13 protein-coding genes are annotated in these 14,939 nt (G+C 73.7%); 7 read left to right on the top strand and 6 right to left on the bottom strand.

Annotated elements, in window-relative coordinates:
* Positions 1 to 201 precede the first annotated feature (201 nt).
* Entirely contained in the window at positions 202 to 3,504 is a 3,303-nt protein-coding gene (locus ACFV4F_RS14920) for a sacsin N-terminal ATP-binding-like domain-containing protein (RefSeq protein ID WP_380502561.1), read from the top strand.
* A gap of 52 nt (positions 3,505 to 3,556) precedes the next feature.
* Here ACFV4F_RS14920 and ACFV4F_RS14915 read toward each other — a convergent pair whose 3' ends face one another.
* The 3 genes from ACFV4F_RS14915 to ACFV4F_RS14905 form a co-directional block, all read right to left on the bottom strand.
* Positions 3,557 to 3,778, bottom strand: a complete 222-nt coding sequence (locus ACFV4F_RS14915; RefSeq protein ID WP_380435525.1) for a hypothetical protein — start codon at positions 3,776 to 3,778, stop codon at positions 3,557 to 3,559.
* A gap of 47 nt (positions 3,779 to 3,825) precedes the next feature.
* On the bottom strand, positions 3,826 to 6,294 hold the full coding sequence (locus ACFV4F_RS14910) for an HAD-IC family P-type ATPase (RefSeq protein ID WP_380502559.1): 2,469 nt from the start codon (positions 6,292 to 6,294) through the stop codon (positions 3,826 to 3,828).
* Positions 6,295 to 6,370: 76 nt separating this feature from the next.
* Positions 6,371 to 6,667, bottom strand: a complete 297-nt coding sequence (locus tag ACFV4F_RS14905; protein WP_380435529.1) for a DUF2530 domain-containing protein — start codon at positions 6,665 to 6,667, stop codon at positions 6,371 to 6,373.
* Positions 6,668 to 6,850: 183 nt separating this feature from the next.
* Here ACFV4F_RS14905 and ACFV4F_RS14900 point away from each other — a divergent pair, with 183 nt between their 5' ends.
* The 3 genes from ACFV4F_RS14900 to ACFV4F_RS14890 all read left to right on the top strand — a co-directional run bounded on the left by ACFV4F_RS14900 (position 6,851) and on the right by ACFV4F_RS14890 (position 9,044).
* A complete protein-coding gene (locus ACFV4F_RS14900; RefSeq protein ID WP_380502556.1) occupies positions 6,851 to 8,311 on the top strand; it encodes an NCS2 family permease in 1,461 nt (486 codons plus the stop codon).
* 116 nt (positions 8,312 to 8,427) lie between these two features.
* Entirely contained in the window at positions 8,428 to 8,628 is a 201-nt protein-coding gene (locus ACFV4F_RS14895) for a type II toxin-antitoxin system VapB family antitoxin (protein ID WP_380498365.1), read from the top strand.
* Positions 8,625 to 9,044, top strand: coding sequence for a PIN domain nuclease (locus tag ACFV4F_RS14890; protein WP_380502553.1), 420 nt, complete (start codon positions 8,625 to 8,627; stop codon positions 9,042 to 9,044). Before ACFV4F_RS14895 ends, ACFV4F_RS14890 begins: the two co-directional genes overlap by 4 nt.
* Before the next feature lie 102 nt (positions 9,045 to 9,146).
* Here the strand turns inward: ACFV4F_RS14890 and ACFV4F_RS14885 are convergent, their stop codons facing one another.
* Positions 9,147 to 9,596, bottom strand: coding sequence for a VOC family protein (locus tag ACFV4F_RS14885; RefSeq protein ID WP_380498367.1), 450 nt, complete (start codon positions 9,594 to 9,596; stop codon positions 9,147 to 9,149).
* 133 nt (positions 9,597 to 9,729) lie between these two features.
* Here ACFV4F_RS14885 and ACFV4F_RS14880 point away from each other — a divergent pair, with 133 nt between their 5' ends.
* Both ACFV4F_RS14880 and ACFV4F_RS14875 read left to right on the top strand, forming a co-directional pair.
* Positions 9,730 to 10,653, top strand: a complete 924-nt coding sequence (locus ACFV4F_RS14880) for a DUF4231 domain-containing protein (protein ID WP_380502550.1) — start codon at positions 9,730 to 9,732, stop codon at positions 10,651 to 10,653.
* A 196-nt stretch (positions 10,654 to 10,849) separates the two neighbouring features.
* Complete coding sequence (locus ACFV4F_RS14875) at positions 10,850 to 12,562, top strand: hydrogenase maturation protein (protein WP_380502547.1); 1,713 nt, start codon at positions 10,850 to 10,852, stop codon at positions 12,560 to 12,562.
* Between the two features lie 96 nt (positions 12,563 to 12,658).
* On the opposite strand, the gene ACFV4F_RS14870 is transcribed toward ACFV4F_RS14875, so the two are convergent.
* Both ACFV4F_RS14870 and ACFV4F_RS14865 read right to left on the bottom strand, forming a co-directional pair.
* Entirely contained in the window at positions 12,659 to 13,435 is a 777-nt protein-coding gene (locus ACFV4F_RS14870) for an MHYT domain-containing protein (protein ID WP_380502544.1), read from the bottom strand.
* A gap of 339 nt (positions 13,436 to 13,774) precedes the next feature.
* A complete protein-coding gene (locus ACFV4F_RS14865) occupies positions 13,775 to 14,179 on the bottom strand; it encodes a VOC family protein (RefSeq protein WP_380435541.1) in 405 nt (134 codons plus the stop codon).
* A gap of 143 nt (positions 14,180 to 14,322) precedes the next feature.
* Here ACFV4F_RS14865 and ACFV4F_RS14860 point away from each other — a divergent pair, with 143 nt between their 5' ends.
* Positions 14,323 to 14,757, top strand: a complete 435-nt coding sequence (locus ACFV4F_RS14860; protein WP_359967692.1) for a MarR family transcriptional regulator — start codon at positions 14,323 to 14,325, stop codon at positions 14,755 to 14,757.
* Positions 14,758 to 14,939 lie beyond the last annotated feature (182 nt).

Genomic DNA, 14,939 nt, shown 5'->3' with positions numbered 1-14,939 from the left:
GGACGCCTCCGGCGGGGTGGGCGAGGGTTTGAGGTGGTGTGGGCCCTGCGCGGGGGCGGGCCGAGGTGTCTTCCGGGGCGCCTCTGGTGGGGGTGCGGGCAGGGTCCGGGCCCGGGGTGGCGCGGGCCGTGGTCGGGAGCAGTCGGTGGGGCAGGGAAGAATGCCCTACGACGTACAGGGCGGCGGAAGGCGGCAGGTCCAGTGGAACCTCGGATCATCGGCAGCGGCACGGACGAGCACCTCGCGGACCCCTTCGGGAGTGCCGTGCTGCGCCGACGCGTGCTGGACGCCTGGGCCGCCTCGCCGGCCCGGTTCCGGGAGGACGCCAACGCCGAGGAGGAGCTCGCCCTCGGCGGCTACCGCGACCGGCTGGTCGTCGAGTTGGCGCAGAACGCCGCCGACGCCGCCGTCCGCGCCGGGCGCGGCCCCGGCCGGCTGCGGCTGACCCTCGCCGACGGCGTGCTCGCCGCCGCCAACACCGGCGCCCCGCTCGACGCCGCCGCCGTCGAGTCGCTGTCCACCCTGCGCGCCTCCTCCAAGCGCGGCGAGGCGCCCAGCGTCGGCCGGTTCGGCGTCGGCTTCGCCGCCGTCCTCGCCGTCACCGATGAGCCCGCCGTGCTCGGCGCCGCGGGCGGCGTCCGCTGGTCGCTCGGCGAGGCCCGCGCGCTCGCCGAGGCTCAGCCCTCGCTCGCCGACGAGCTGCGCCGCCGCGACGGTCACGTCCCGCTGCTGCGGCTGCCGTTCGCGGCCGAGGGCCCGGCCCCCGAGGGCTACGACACGGTGGTCGTGCTGCCGCTGCGCGACGCCGCCGCCGAGGACCTGACGCGCCGCCTGCTGCTCGCCGTCGACGACGCGCTGCTGCTCACCCTCCCCGGCCTCGCCGAGATCGTCGTGGAGACCCCGGACGGCACCCGCACGCTCACCCGCACCGCCTCCGAGCCGCGCCCCGACGGCGTCACCGAGGTGACCGTCACGGACGACGAGGGCGGCCGCCCCCGGCAGACGCTCTGGCAGACCGTCGGCGCCTCCGGCCGGCTCGATCCCGAGCTGCTCGTCGACCGCCCCACCGAGGAGCGCGCCCGCCCGTACTGGACGGTCACCTGGGCCGTCCCGGTGGCCGAGGACGGCACCCCGCAGCTGCCCGGCGTCCTGCCCGTCCTGCACGCGCCGACGCCGAGCGACGAGCCGGTCGGCCTGCCCGCGCTGCTCATCGCCTCGTACCCGCTGGACTCCACCCGCCGGCACGTCGCCCCGGGACCGCTCGCCGCCTTCCTGACCGAGCGCGCCGCCGACAGCTACGCCGACCTGCTGCGCGCCCGCGGCGGCGACCTGGGCTCGCTCGGCCTGGTGCCCGGTCCGCTCGGCGACGGCGCGCTGGACAACGAGCTGCGCGGGGCGATCCTCCAGCGGCTGCCCGGCACGCCGTTCCTGCCGCACCCGGCGCCGGTCGAAGAGGGCACGCCCGCGCTGCGGCCCCGGGACGCGACGCTGCTGGAGGGCGCGGACGGCTCGGTGGTCGAGGCGCTGGCGCCGATCTTCCCCGGTCTGCTGCCGGCCGGTCTGGAGCGCCGCACCGAGCTGCGCGTGCTGAACGTGCGCCGGGTGCCGCTCGCCGAGGTGGTCGACCAGCTCGGCGGCCTGGACCGCGAGCCCGCCTGGTGGCGCAACCTGTACGCGGCGCTCGGCGCGGCCGACCCGGAGGCGCTCGGCGCGCTGCCCGTCCCGCTCGCCGACGGCCGGACGGTCACCGGGCCGCGGCGCGTCCTGCTGCCCTCCGACGCCGCCGACTGGGCGGCCTTCCCCGGCTACCCCGAGTCGCTGGCCGGGGCGCTCGCCGCGCTCGACCTGCGGCTCGCCCACCCGGAGGCGTCGCACCCGCTGCTGGCCAAGCTGGGTGCCGGCACCGCGACCCCGGCCGGCGTGCTGGACACGCCCGAGGTGCGGGCCGCCGTCGCCCGCTCCTTCGAGGTGGCCGAGGACGACCTCGACGCCGCCCTCGAACTGGCCGACGCCGTCCTGGCGCTGGTCAGGGCCGCAGCCCCGGCCGTCGGCGAGCACCCGTGGCTGGCCCGGCTGGCGCTGCTCGACGACGAGGGCGAGCCCGCCCGGGCCGGCGAACTCGTGCTCCCCGGCAGCCCGTTCGCGGCCCTCGCGCGCGAGGAGGACGCCGGCTGGGTGGACGACGACCTGCTGGAGCGCTGGGGCCCCGACGTGCTCGGCGCGGTCGGCGTGCTGGCCGACTTCGTCCTGGTCCGGGCCGAGGACGTCGTGCTCGACCCGGACGACCTGGAGCGCCTCGACCCGACCGTCCCCGCCGACCGCGCGGCCGGCGGCCACCCCACCGGCCTGCTCGACGAGGCACCGGACGGGCTCGCCGAGTGGGCCGAGGACGCGCTCGACGCCCTGCACGCCGACGACGGCGACACCGTGGGCGTGCCGCCGGTGGCCGCTGAGCTGCTGGCCGTCCGCGACCTTGACCTGATCGACGACGACGCCTGGCCCGAGGCGCTCGCCGCGCTCGCCCGCCCGCCGTACCGGGACGCCGTCGTCAACCCCGTCCGCACCCTGCTGCCGAACGGCTCGTACGCCGACCTGCCGCCGTACACCGCGTGGTGGCTGCGCGACCACCCGGTGCTGGACGGCCGCGAGCCGGCCGGCCTGCGCGCCGCCGGGGCGGACCCGCTGCTGCGCGGCCTGTACGACGAGGCCCGCACCACACTGGACGAGCAGTTCCTGCACGCCCTCGGCGTGCGGACGACGCTCGCCGCGCTGCTCGCCGAACCGCACGGGCCGGACGAGGTCCTGGACCGGCTCACCGACCCGGACGCCGAGGTCGGCCACCGCCAGCTGCACGGCATCCACAGCGCGCTGGCCCGGGTCGACGCCGGGCGGATCGAAGCCCTGGACGTCGTACGGGCGTTGCCGCCGCTGGACCCGGAGACCGGCCGCCGCCCGGCGCACACGGTGGTCGTCGACGCCACCGAGGCGGTCGTCGCGGACGCCCCCGACCTCGTCCAGCTCCTGCACTCCCACCCGCTGCTGCCGGTCGCCCCGGCGCTCGCGGCGGACCTCGCCGAGCGCCTGCACGTGTCGCTGGCCAGCGAGGTGGCGGGCGGGCGGGTGCTCTCCGAGGGCGTGCTGCACCGGGTGCCGGCCGTGGTGCGGGAGCTGCTGCCCGGCTGCCCGGTGGCGTACGAGGAGCACGAGGAGCTGCTCGTCGTCGGCCCGGACGGCAACGAGGCCGCGGTGGACTGGCGCCTGGACCGCGAGGCGGACGCGCCCGAGCCGCCGTACGACCCGGACACGGCCGAGGCCGGCGACGAGGACGACGAGTTCGAGGTGCCGCCGGTGCCGGGCCTGCTGCACGCGGCCACCCCCGAGGGGCTGGCGGCCGGGCTGGCCTGGTCGGTCGGGCAGTGGCACCGGCGGTTCGAGGTGCTGGCCGCGCTCAGCGAGCCGGACCGGGCCTACGAGCTGTCCGCGGCACGGGACTTCGAGGGCTGAGCGGGGCGGGCGGGCCGAGCGGGCCGGGCACGGCCGAGTCCGTTGCCCGGTGTCAGCGGGTCCGTCCGTCGGGGCGGGCCCGCAGCCGCAGGTAGAGCGTGACGGTGACGGTCAGCCAGACCACGCCGAGCGTCAGCATCCCGGCGGCCCGCAGCGACGGCTCGGACCTCGGAAGCACGTGCAGGACCGTCATCGCCAGGGCCGGCGGCGTGACCGCCAGCAGCCCGCCCAGGAAGGCGATGAACGCCTCCAACTCCCCACCCCTGCGCGCCATCCGGCACCCCCTCTCGGGGGCATGTTAGGCCGGACGAGGACGCCGCGTCACTCGTAGCCGCGGCGTTTCATGAAGCGCCAGGCGATTTCCAGGGCCATGCAGCAGATCACCGCGATGCCGACGCCCGTCCACGGGTCGCGGATGCCGACCAGGCGGAGCTGGAAGAAGTCGGACAGCCACGGGACCAGCAGCACCAGCGAGAACGCGCCGCCCATCGTGCCGATCAGCAGCAGGCGCCACCAGTTGTACGGGCGGGCGACGATGGCGAGCACCCAGATGGCGATCAGGAACAGCGTCAGCGTGGCCACGCTGGTGTCGGCCTTGAGGTCCGTCGCGTGGTTCGCCCTGGCCAGCGCGTAGGCCACGAACGTCCCGGTGCCCGCGATGGCGCCGCCCGGGATCGCCAGCCGCAGCACGCGTTTGACGAAGCCGGTGCGGGCGCGCTCGTTGTTGGGGGCGAGCGCGAGGAAGAAGGCCGGCACGCCGATGGTGAGCGTGGACAGCACGGTCGAGTGCCGGGGCAGGAACGGGTACGGCGAGTGGGTGAAGATCACCAGCAGCGCCAGCAGGACCGAGTACACGGTCTTGACCAGGAACAGCCCGGCGACGCGCTCGATGTTGCCGATCACCCGGCGGCCCTCGGCCACCACCGAGGGGAGCGTCGCGAAGGAGTCGTTCAGCAGCACGATCTGGGCGACCGCCTTGGTCGCGTCGCTGCCGGTGCCCATCGCCACGCCGATGTCCGCGTCCTTGAGCGCGAGCACGTCGTTGACGCCGTCGCCCGTCATGGCCACCGTGTGCCCGAGCGACTGCAGCGCGCCGACCAGCTCGCGCTTCTGCTGCGGGGTGACGCGGCCGAACACGCTCGTGCGATCGGCGGCGTCGGCGAGCGCCTCCGGCTCGGTCGGCAGCGTGCGGGCGTCCAGCGGCTGGTCCGCGCCGGGCAGGCCGAGGTGGGCGGCGACCGCGCCGACCGAGACCGCGGCGTCGCCGGAGATCACCTTCGCCCGGACCTGCTGCCCCTCGAAGTACCGCAGCGTGGCCGCCGCGTCCTCGCGCAGCCGCTGCTGAAGCACCACCAGGGCCAACGGTGTGAGGCCCGCCGCCGGGTCGGGGGAGTCCAGCGGGACGGGATTGCGGCCGATCAGCAGCACCCGCAGGCCCTTGGCGCCCAGCTCGTCCACCTCGGCGAGCGCCGGGTGGCCGGCGGGCAGCAGGACGTCGGGGGCGCCGAGCAGCCAGGTGGCCTCGCCGCCCTGCGGCTCCAGCAGCTGCACGCCGCTCCACTTGCGGGCGGAGGAGAACGGCATGGCCTCGATCACGCGCCAGCCGTTCGCACCGCCCGCGGCCCCGGTCATGGTCCGGGAGCCGTCCCCGTAGGCGGCGATGACGGCCTGCATGGACGGGTTCGGCCGGGCGTCGGCCCCGGCCATCACGCCGAGCGCGTGCTCGATCGTCCGCGGCCCGACCGCCCCGGGCACGCCGTCGGAGATCACGCGCAGGTCGATCACGTCCATGCCGCCCTCGGTGAGCGTGCCGGTCTTGTCCAGGCACACCGTGTCGACCCGGGCCAGCCCTTCGATCGCGGGCAGCTCCTGCACCAGGCACTGCTTGCGCCCGAGCCGGATCACGCCGATCGCGAAGGCGACCGAGGTGAGCAGCACCAGGCCCTCCGGGACCATCGGCACGATGCCGGCCACCATGCGGCGCACCGCCTCGCGCCAGTCCCGGCCCTCGACGGCCAGCTGGCTGATGATCAGGCCGATCGCGGTCGGGACCAGCAGGTAGGTGATGAACCGCAGGATGCTGTTGATGCCGGTGCGCAGCTCCGACTTCACCAGCGTGAACCGGCTCGCCTCCTCGGCCAGTTGCGCCGCGTACGCCTCGCGCCCGACCTTCGTCGCGGTGAACGCGCCCGCGCCGGCCACCACGAAGCTGCCGGACATCACCTGGTCGCCGGGCTGTTTGAGGACGGGGTCGGGCTCGCCGGTCAGCAGCGACTCGTCGATCTCCAGGCCGTCCGCCTCGGTGACCTCGCCGTCGACGATCACCTTGTCGCCGATGCCGAGCAGCACGGTGTCGTCGAGCACGATCTCGCCGACGCCGATCTGCTGGACGGTGCCGTCCCGGCGCACCTGCGGGCGGGCCTCGCCGATCAGGGCCAGGCTGTCCAGGGTCTTCTTGGCGCGCAGCTCCTGGATGATGCCGATCGCCGTGTTGGCGACGATGACCAGGCCGAACAGGCCGTCCTGGATCGGGCCGACGACCAGGATGATCCCGAACATCACGCCGATGATCGCGTTGAACCGGGTGAAGACGTTGGCCCGGACGATCTCCTTGGCGGAGCGGCTGGAGCGCACCGGGACGTCGTTGACCTGTCCGCGCGCGACCCGCTCGGCCACCTCCGCGCCGCTCAGCCCGCCGCGCCGGCCGGGCAGCAGGCCGAGGGGGTGCGCACCGTCGGGGCGGTCGCCGTCGCCGGGCTGCTCTTCCGCGGAGTGGGCAGGCTGCGTCATGGCACCGACTCTACGGGTGCCTTATGTCCGATGCGTGCTACTAAAGGCCTATTCGGTCCGACCGGGTGGCCGGGGTCTACGCGGCCCCGTCCGGGCCCGTCCCTTCGGGGTGCGCGGCAGCCGCGGCCTCGGCGGCGCGGCTGCGGGCGATCGCGTCCCGGCGGGCGCGGCAGTACCAGAGGCCGATCAGGCCGAGCAGTCCGCCGGACAGGCAGACCCAGGGCCAGGTGCCGTGGCCGTGGTCGGAGAGGGTGCCCTGGAACGGCAGCAGCACCAGGAAGGCGACGAACCACAGCACCGTGCCGCCGCCGACGATCGCGACGTCGTTGGCCTCCAGCGGCGGAGGGGAGGGGTGCAGCGGGGTCTTGGGCATGGGGCCTAGCGTACGGGGCGCGGGTCCGGCGGGGGCCATCCGGCGTCCGCTCGGGGCCGCGTGCGGCTCTACGCGCGAAGATAGCGCGGGTTCGATCCGGAAACCATACTTTTAGTTCTGCGCCCGGCCACCGTCGACCAGGGCGTTCACCCCCCTCCTCCGCCCCCCACAGAGGACGCACGCATGCCTGTGGTCCAGCCGACCACCGAGTCGCCCGAGCCCGCCGACACCGCGCCCGAGCCGCCCTCCGGCGCCCTGGACCGCTACTTCCGGATCAGCGAGCGCGGCTCCACCCTGCCGCGCGAGATCCGCGGCGGCGTGGCCACGTTCTTCACCATGGCCTACATCCTGGTGCTCAACCCGATCATCCTGGCCAGCGCCACGGACCTGAACGGGACCCACCTGGACAGCGCCCAGCTGGTCACCGCGACCGCCCTCACCGCGGGTCTCACCACCCTGCTGATGGGCGTCATCGGCAATGTGCCGATCGGCCTGGCCGCCGGCCTCGGCGTCAACACCATCGTGGCGCTCCAGCTCGCGCCCAGGATGACCTGGCCGGACGCGATGGGCATGGTCGTCCTGGCCGGCTTCGCGATCATGCTGCTGGTCGCCACCGGGCTGCGCGAGCGGGTCATGAACGCCGTGCCGCTCGGGCTGCGCAAGGCCATCGCGATCGGCATCGGCCTGTTCATCAGCCTCGTCGGGCTGGTCGACTCCGGCTTCGTCAGCCGCATCCCGGACGCCGCCCACACCACCGTGCCGCTCCAGCTCGGCGGCAGCGGCCACCTGCTCGGCTGGCCGGTCCTGGTGTTCGTCGTCGGCCTGCTGCTCACCCTCGTCCTGGTGATCCGCAAGGTGCCCGGCGCGATCCTCATCAGCATCGCGGTCAGCACCGCCGTCGCCGTCGTGATCGACAAGTTCGCCGACATCCCGGCGCTCAAGTGGGGCCTGACCGTCCCGGCGTGGCCCGGCAACCCGGTCGCCGCCCCGGACTTCGGCCTGGTCGGCAAGGTCAGCCTGTTCGGCGGCTTCGAGAAGGTCGGCGTGCTGACCGGCGCGCTGTTCGTCTTCACCGTGCTGATGTCGTGCTTCTTCGACGCGATGGGCACCATCCTCGGCGTCGCCGACGAGGCCCACCTGCTCGACGAGAAGGGCGACCTGCCGGGCATCAACCGGATCCTCATGGTCGACGGCATCGCCACGGCGGCCGGCGGCGCCACCTCCGCGTCCGCGAACACCTGCTTCGTCGAGTCCACGGCCGGCGTCGGCGAGGGCGCCAGGACCGGCTTCGCCTCGATCGTCACGGGCCTGCTCTTCGTGGTGGCGCTCTTCCTCACCCCGCTCGCCACCATGGTCCCCGCGCAGGCCGCCACCCCGGCCCTGGTCACCGTCGGCTTCCTGATCCTGGCCAACTCGATCAAGGAGATCGACTGGGCCGACTACACGATCGCGATCCCGGCGTTCCTGACGATCGTGATGATGCCCTTCACGTACTCGATCACCAACGGCATCGGCTTCGGCTTCGTCGCCTTCTGCATCCTGCGCATCGCCGCGGGCCGCGGCCGCGAGGTCCCGATCCCGATGTACGCGGTCGCGGGCGTCTTCGCCTTCTACTACCTGATGCCGGCCCTCGGCCTGCTCTGAGCCTGCTTCGCCGGGTTTCCGGCGGCCCCGCACCCCTTGGGTGCGGGGCCGTATTCGATATCGAGAATGTTCCTGGACTGATATCGTTTTCTTGTTGTCGATCGAGGGAGAGGGCCATGGCTCGCACGGTGATCGATCTCGACGATGACCTTCTCGCCGAGGCGCAGCGCTTGTTCGGCACGACGACGAAGGTCGCCACGGTCAATGCGGCGCTGTTGGAGGCCGTGAAGCTGGCCAGGCGGATAGAGCTGGCCGATGCCATCGCCAACGGGGAGTTCGACCTCCTCGGGGAGCCGGGCAAGTCGGCTGCCGCGTGACCCGAGAGCGCTACCTGATCGACAAGTCGGCCCTGGCGCGCTGGGGCAAACCGGCGGTGCGGCCGGTTCTCGACGATCTCTCGCAGCGGGCGCTCCTCGCGGTGAGCGCCGCGGTCGAGATGGAGGTCCTGCACAGCGCCCGGAGTGCGGCGGAAGCGGACCGGCTGAGCCACCTGCTCCGGGGGTTCGACTACCTGCCGTGCACCGATGAGGTCTGGGACCGGGCGAAGGACATCCAGCGTCGTGCGCTGTTCCGCGGGAACCATCGCGCCCTGTCGATGGCCGACCTGCTGATCGCCGCGACGGCGGAACGGCACGGGGTCACGGTCCTGCACTACGACGGCGACTACGACATGATCGCGTCCATCACCGGGCAGCCCACTCGCTGGGTCGTGCCGGGCGGTACGGCCGACTGAACTACCTGATGCCGGCCCTCGGCCTGCTCTGAGCGCCGTACGCCCCGCCCGCGGCCCCGTCCTCCTCCGTGGAGGGCGGGGCCGCGGTGTGTTTCGGCCGGGCTACTGGACGCAGAACTCGTTGCCCTCGGGGTCGGCCATCGTCGTCCATTCGCCGCCGTTCTCCTTCACGTGGCGCAGGACGGTGGCGCCGAGGGACCGCAGGCGGGTGACGGTGGCCTCGCGGGCTCCGGGGCCGGGGTGGAGGTCGAGGTGGAGGCGGTTCTTCGTCTCCTTGGGCTCGGGGACGGCCTGGAAGAGGATGCGGCGGCCCAGGCCGGTGCCGGTGGCCGGGTCGAACGGGTCGTCCGGGTGGCGGACGGCGAGCAGGGCGCGGAACGCGGGGCGGCCCTCGAACTCGGTCACGGCCTCCGCGGGGAGGGCGCCGGCCGCGAGGAGGCGGGTGACCAGGGCGCTGTTGTCCTCGACCGCGTAGTCGAGGGCGGCGGCCCAGAAGGCGGCCTGGCGGAGCGGATCGGCGCAGTCGACGACGAGTTTCCAGTGCAGCGGCATGTAACCGGTTATATCGGTTACCGGTCGAGGGAGACAATCGGACGCGTGGGAAAGGTGTCAAAAATGTGACTGTGTACCGGAGTTGGCCGGGGGCATACTGCCTGGACGGGGCGACGGGGAGGGGGCTCGACCGATGGTGCAACAGGATCCGCCCGGGGGAGACGAGGCCAAGCTGCTGCCGGACCTGTTCTGGACGGCGGACAAGGCCTCGCTGGACGGACAGCGCGAGACGCTCCGGTGGTACCGCGGGCTGATCGCGATGCTGGTGATCGCCGCCGTGATCGGCTCGTTCCCGGGCCCGGACAAGGCGGGCGACGGCGACATCGCGCCGCTCTTCTCGGTGGTGGCCTTCCTGGTCGCCGGCTACTTCTGGTCCCGGCTGCGCCGCAGCAACCCGCAGGGCCGCTGGTACGAGGCCAGGGCCGCGGCCGAGTCGGTGAAGACGCTCGCCTGGAAGTACTCGGTGCGCGCCCGCCCGTTCGACGGCGAGGCGGACTCGCCCGACGTGGACCGCGGCTACCTGCTGCAGCTCGAAGACGTGATGCGGGCCTTCGAGGACCCGGAGATCGTGCCGCCCGGCACCGTCCCCGAGATCACCCCCGAGATGCGGCTGGCCAGGGCCGGCTCGCTGACCGCCCGGCGGACGCTCTACCTGCGCACCCGGGTCGAGAGCCAGCGCACCTGGTACCGCTCCCGGGCCGAGGCGTGCGAGTCGCAGGCCGTGTCGTGGGGGCTCGGCATCGCGGTGCTGATCATCATCGGCGCGGCGGCGGCCATCGCGCAGGCGACCGGCGCGCTGCAGGTGCACGTCTTCGGCGCCAGCTCCGCCGCGGCCGCGTCGATCATCGCCTGGACGCAGCTCAAGCAGCTCCGCCCGCTGGCCGCCGCCTACCAGCTGGCCGCCCGCGAGCTGGAGAACGTCGGCAACCAGCTGTCCGACCTCGACCCCCGGGCGCCGGACGCGGAGACCCGCTGGGCCCGCCTGGCCGCCGAGGCCGAGGACGCGGTCTCCCGCGAGCACACCACCTGGCGGGCCCGCCGGGCCTTTCCCCGCTAACCCGACGGAGGCGAACGCGGGAGGTCAACTCCGGGGAGGGGCTGGGGAGATCCCGCGAAGCGTGCGCCATGCCGGGGCCACAGGTGTGCAGGGTGCGTGAGGGTCGGGCGGGGACGGGCCGACCGTAATCATTACGTGTCCATGCCCTGGTTTCATCGCCTCCGCGCGCGACCCCCAGTCCCCGTCGGAGGCCCCCTTGCGCATTCTCCTGATCGCCAGTGCGTTCAACAGCCTGACCCAGCGCGTCCACACCGAACTGCGCGGGCGCGGCCACCAGGTCGCCGTCCAGCTCGCCCTCGGCGACGAACAGGTGCGGGCCGCGGTGGACCGGACCGATCCCGAGCTGATCGTCTGCCCGATGCTCACCAAGGCCGTTCCGGAGGACGTCTGGCGTGCCCGGACCGTCCTCATCGTGCACCCCGGCCCCAAGGGCGACCGCGGCCCGTCCTCGCTGGACTGGGCGATCACCGAGGGCGCCGAGCGCTGGGGCGTCACCGTCCTGCAGGCCGTCGGGGAGATGGACGCGGGCGACATCTGGGCGTCGGTCGAGTTCACCGTCCCCGCGTGCGGCAAGAGCGAGCTGTACCGCAACGAGGTGGCCGACGCCGCCGTCGAGGCCGTCCTGCTGGCCGTCCAGCGTCACGAGGGCGGGCTGTTCACCCCCGAACCGCTCGACTACGACCGGCCCGACGTGCGCGGCCGGCTGCGCCCGTTCCTGCGGCAGGACGCGCGCCGGATCGACTGGTCCGCCGACGACACCGCCACCGTGCTCCGCAAGCTCCGCGCCGCCGACTCCCAGCCCGGCGTGCTCGACGAGCTGTACGGCCGCGATTTCTTCCTGCACGGCGGCCACCCCGAGGACGAGCTGCGCGGCCCCGTGCCCGGCGAGGTGCTCGCGACCCGCGACGGCGCGATCTGCCGGGCCACCGTGGACGGCGCGGTGTGGATCCCGCAGCTGCGCCCGCGCCGCACCCCGGGCGGGCCCGCCACCTTCAAGCTGCCCGCCGCGACGGTGCTCGCCGACGAGCTGCACCGCGTCCGCGAGGTGCCGGTGACCCCGGCCGAGGCGGCCCGCCGCGACACCTGGTCGGAGCTGCGCTACCACGAGGACGGCGACGTCGGCTTCCTCGAATTCGCCCACACCGGCGGGGCGATGAGCACCGAGCAGTGCCGCCGCCTGCTCACCGCCTACCGCGCGGCCGCCGACCGGCCCACCTCGGTGCTGGTGCTCGGCGCGGCCCGGGACTTCTACTCCAACGGCATCCACCTCAACGTCATCGAGGGCGCGTCCTTCCCGGCGCTGGAGTCGTGGGAGAACATCAACGCGATGGACGACCTGGTCGCGGCGATCCTCACCACGACCGACAAGCTGACCGTCTCGGCGCTCGCCGGGAACGCCGCCGCGGGCGGGCTGATGCTGGCGATCGCCGCCGACGAGGTGTGGTGCCGCGAGTCGGCGGTGCTCAACCCGCACTACCGGCTGATGGGCCTGTACGGCTCCGAGTACTGGACGTACACCCTGCCGCGCCGGGTCGGCGCCGAGTGGGCGGAGCGGCTGACCACCGAGGCGCTGCCGGTCGGGGCCGAGCAGGCCCGCCGGATCGGCCTGGTGGACCGCACGGAGGGCGGGGACGCGGCCGGTTTCCGCCGCTGGACGGTCCGTGAGGCGGCCCGCCTCGCCGCCTCGCCGGAGCTCACCGCGCGGCTGGTCGACAAGAAGCGCCGGTTGGCCGCGGACGACGAGGAGCGCCCGCTCGCCGACTACCGGGCGGAGGAGCTCCGGCGCATGCACGCCAACTTCTACCGCGCGGGCGAGCCGTACCACGGGCTGCGGCGGGACTTCGTCCGCAAGGTGTGCCCGGTGGCCACGCCGGAGCACTTGACCGGGCTGCTCGGCGGGCCCGAGTAGCGGGACGCGAAAGCGGAGGCCGGGCCCGGTGGGTTCGGGCCCGGCCTCCGCCGTGCGTGCGCTGAGTGTCGGCGAGCACTCAGAGCCGGCGAGCGCTCAGCGCCGGCGTGCGGCCAGTGGTGCGGCGTGGCCGACGACGACGGGCTGGGTGACGCTCTTGCTCGGCGACACCGCGAAGGCGAGCGCGCCGAAGAACACGTAGCAGCCGAGCCCGACCCCGAGCGGGAAGATGAACTCCAGCGCCATCACGCCGCCCTGGGTGTTCTGCGAGAAGTCGAGTTCGACGGAGAGCGCCGACATGCCCGTGTAGTGCATCGCGCACACGGCGACGCCCATCACCGGCGCCGCCGCCAGGACGGCCAGCGTGCCGCGGATGTTCAGCGCGGCCCAGAGCGCGGCCGTCGCCGCGAACACCGCGATGCCGATGGACAGCCCGACCGTCGTGCGGTCGTAGTGCACGTGCCCGGGCAGGACCATCGCGGCCATGCCGAGGTAGTGCATCGCCGCGACCCCGAGGCCCGTGGTCAGGCCGCCGGCGAGCAGCGACAGCACCGGGCGCCTGCTGTACCCGACGGTGAACAGGCCGACGCCGACGACGATGATCGCGACCACGAGGCTGAGCACCGTCGGCCCGGGCCGGTAGGTGATGTCGACGCCGCTGACGGAGAAGCCGAGCATCGCGATGAAGTGCATGGACCAGATTCCGGCGCCGAGCGAAGTGGCCGCGAAGAGCAGCCAGTTGACCCGGGTGCGGCCCTGGGAGACGAGCGCCCAGCGGGCGCTGCGCAGGGCGACGAACGAGCCGAGGCAGGCGACGAAGTACGAGACCGCCGGTGTTATCCAGCCGTGGTCGGCATGGTGGATCTCACCCAATGACAGCTCCCTGGACGGATGAGGGGGGAAGAGGGCGCCAGGGCTCGGGCGGACGCGGGACTGCCGGGAGGAACGGGACGGCCGGTGGGGCGCGTGGGAAGGCGTGCGCAGTGGGCACGGACGGGGTCCGCCGGGGGGAGACCTGGCATGGTGCCCCTGACATGTGGTGCCCCTGACAACGGGGCCCTGACAACCGGGACAGTAACCACTGCCCGGCGGTCGCACAAGGTTCGGCGTTTTCGTGAAGTCCCAGGTCAGCGTGGGCCTTTACGGGGCCTGCATGATCTTGGCACCAATCCCTGACACCCTCTGCGCAGGTCCGCCGGGCCCGTTCGTGGGTTAGTCCAGGGGGGCTAGCCCGAACGGGTGGCCGGCTGGGTCGATCAGCACCTTGAGCGTGCGGCCGTGCTGGTACGTCGGCTCGGTGGCGCCGAGCTCCAGGGCCCGGCCGATGGCCTCGTCGAGGTCGTCGACGTAGAAGTCGAGGTGGAAGTGCTTGCCGCCGTCCGGTTCCGTCCAGGGCTCCGGGCGGTAGCCGGTGACCCGTCCGAAGGCCAGCGGGCTGCCGCCCTCGGGGTTGTCGAGGATCGCGAAGTGCTCGTCCGCGTGGCGGGTCTCCCAGCCGAGCAGTTCGCCGTAGAACCCGGCCAGCGCGACCGGGTCGGCGCAGTCGATGGTGACCAGGGCGAGCCGGGCGAAGCCGGTGCCGTTCGGGGCGGCCTGGTCGGCGGCGAGGTCGGACATGTCTGGTCGGCCCTTCTGGGAGTCGAGACCTATGTCCAATATGGCACCGGGGCGATCTTCCGGCGCGGCGGTGGACCGCGGGGAGGGTGGGGAGGGCGGTAACCAATTTTCGTTAGCGAGAGTAATGACGTAAGCTAACGACCATGCCCGAGATGTCCGAGCAGGACCTCGCAGCGGTCAACCAGCTGCGATCGTCCACGATGCGCCTCTCCCGCCGGCTCAAACACCAGCGGGTCGAGGAGTCGCTGAGCCCTACCGAGATGGGGGTGCTGGGCACCCTCGCCCGGTGCGGAAAGGCCACGCCGGGTGAGCTCGCCCGGAAGGAGCACGTGCAGCCCCCTTCGATGACCAGGATCGTCGCGATGCTGGAGGAGAAGGGGCTCGTGCGGCGCGAGCCGCACCCCGAGGACCGCCGCCAGGTGGTCGTCAGCAGCACCGAGCAGGCCGAGGCGATCCTGGCGGAGAGCCGCCGGCGTCGCAACGCCTGGCTCGCCGAGCTCGCCGAAGGGCTCGACGAGGAGGAATGGGCCGTCCTCCGGGAGGCCGCGCCCGTGCTCTACAAGCTCGCACACCTCTAGGCACGCCCAGTCCGACCTGCCAGTCGGAGAAGAAGGAGCACCGCATCACCGCAGGACCGACCACGAACACCAGGAGCGGGGGGGGCGGGTGGGAGGGGGGGGGGCGCGGCGCGGGCGGAGAGCCCGAGCTCCCCCCCCCCCGCGCCCCCCGCGGCCGCCCCCCGCCCGCCGCCGCGCCGCCC

The sequence above is a fragment of the Kitasatospora sp. NPDC059722 genome, assembly GCF_042733235.1.
In the GTDB taxonomy this organism is placed as follows: domain Bacteria; phylum Actinomycetota; class Actinomycetes; order Streptomycetales; family Streptomycetaceae; genus Kitasatospora.
The sequence above is the reverse complement of the archived record's forward strand: the minus strand, read 5'-3'. Positions and strand labels throughout refer to the sequence as shown.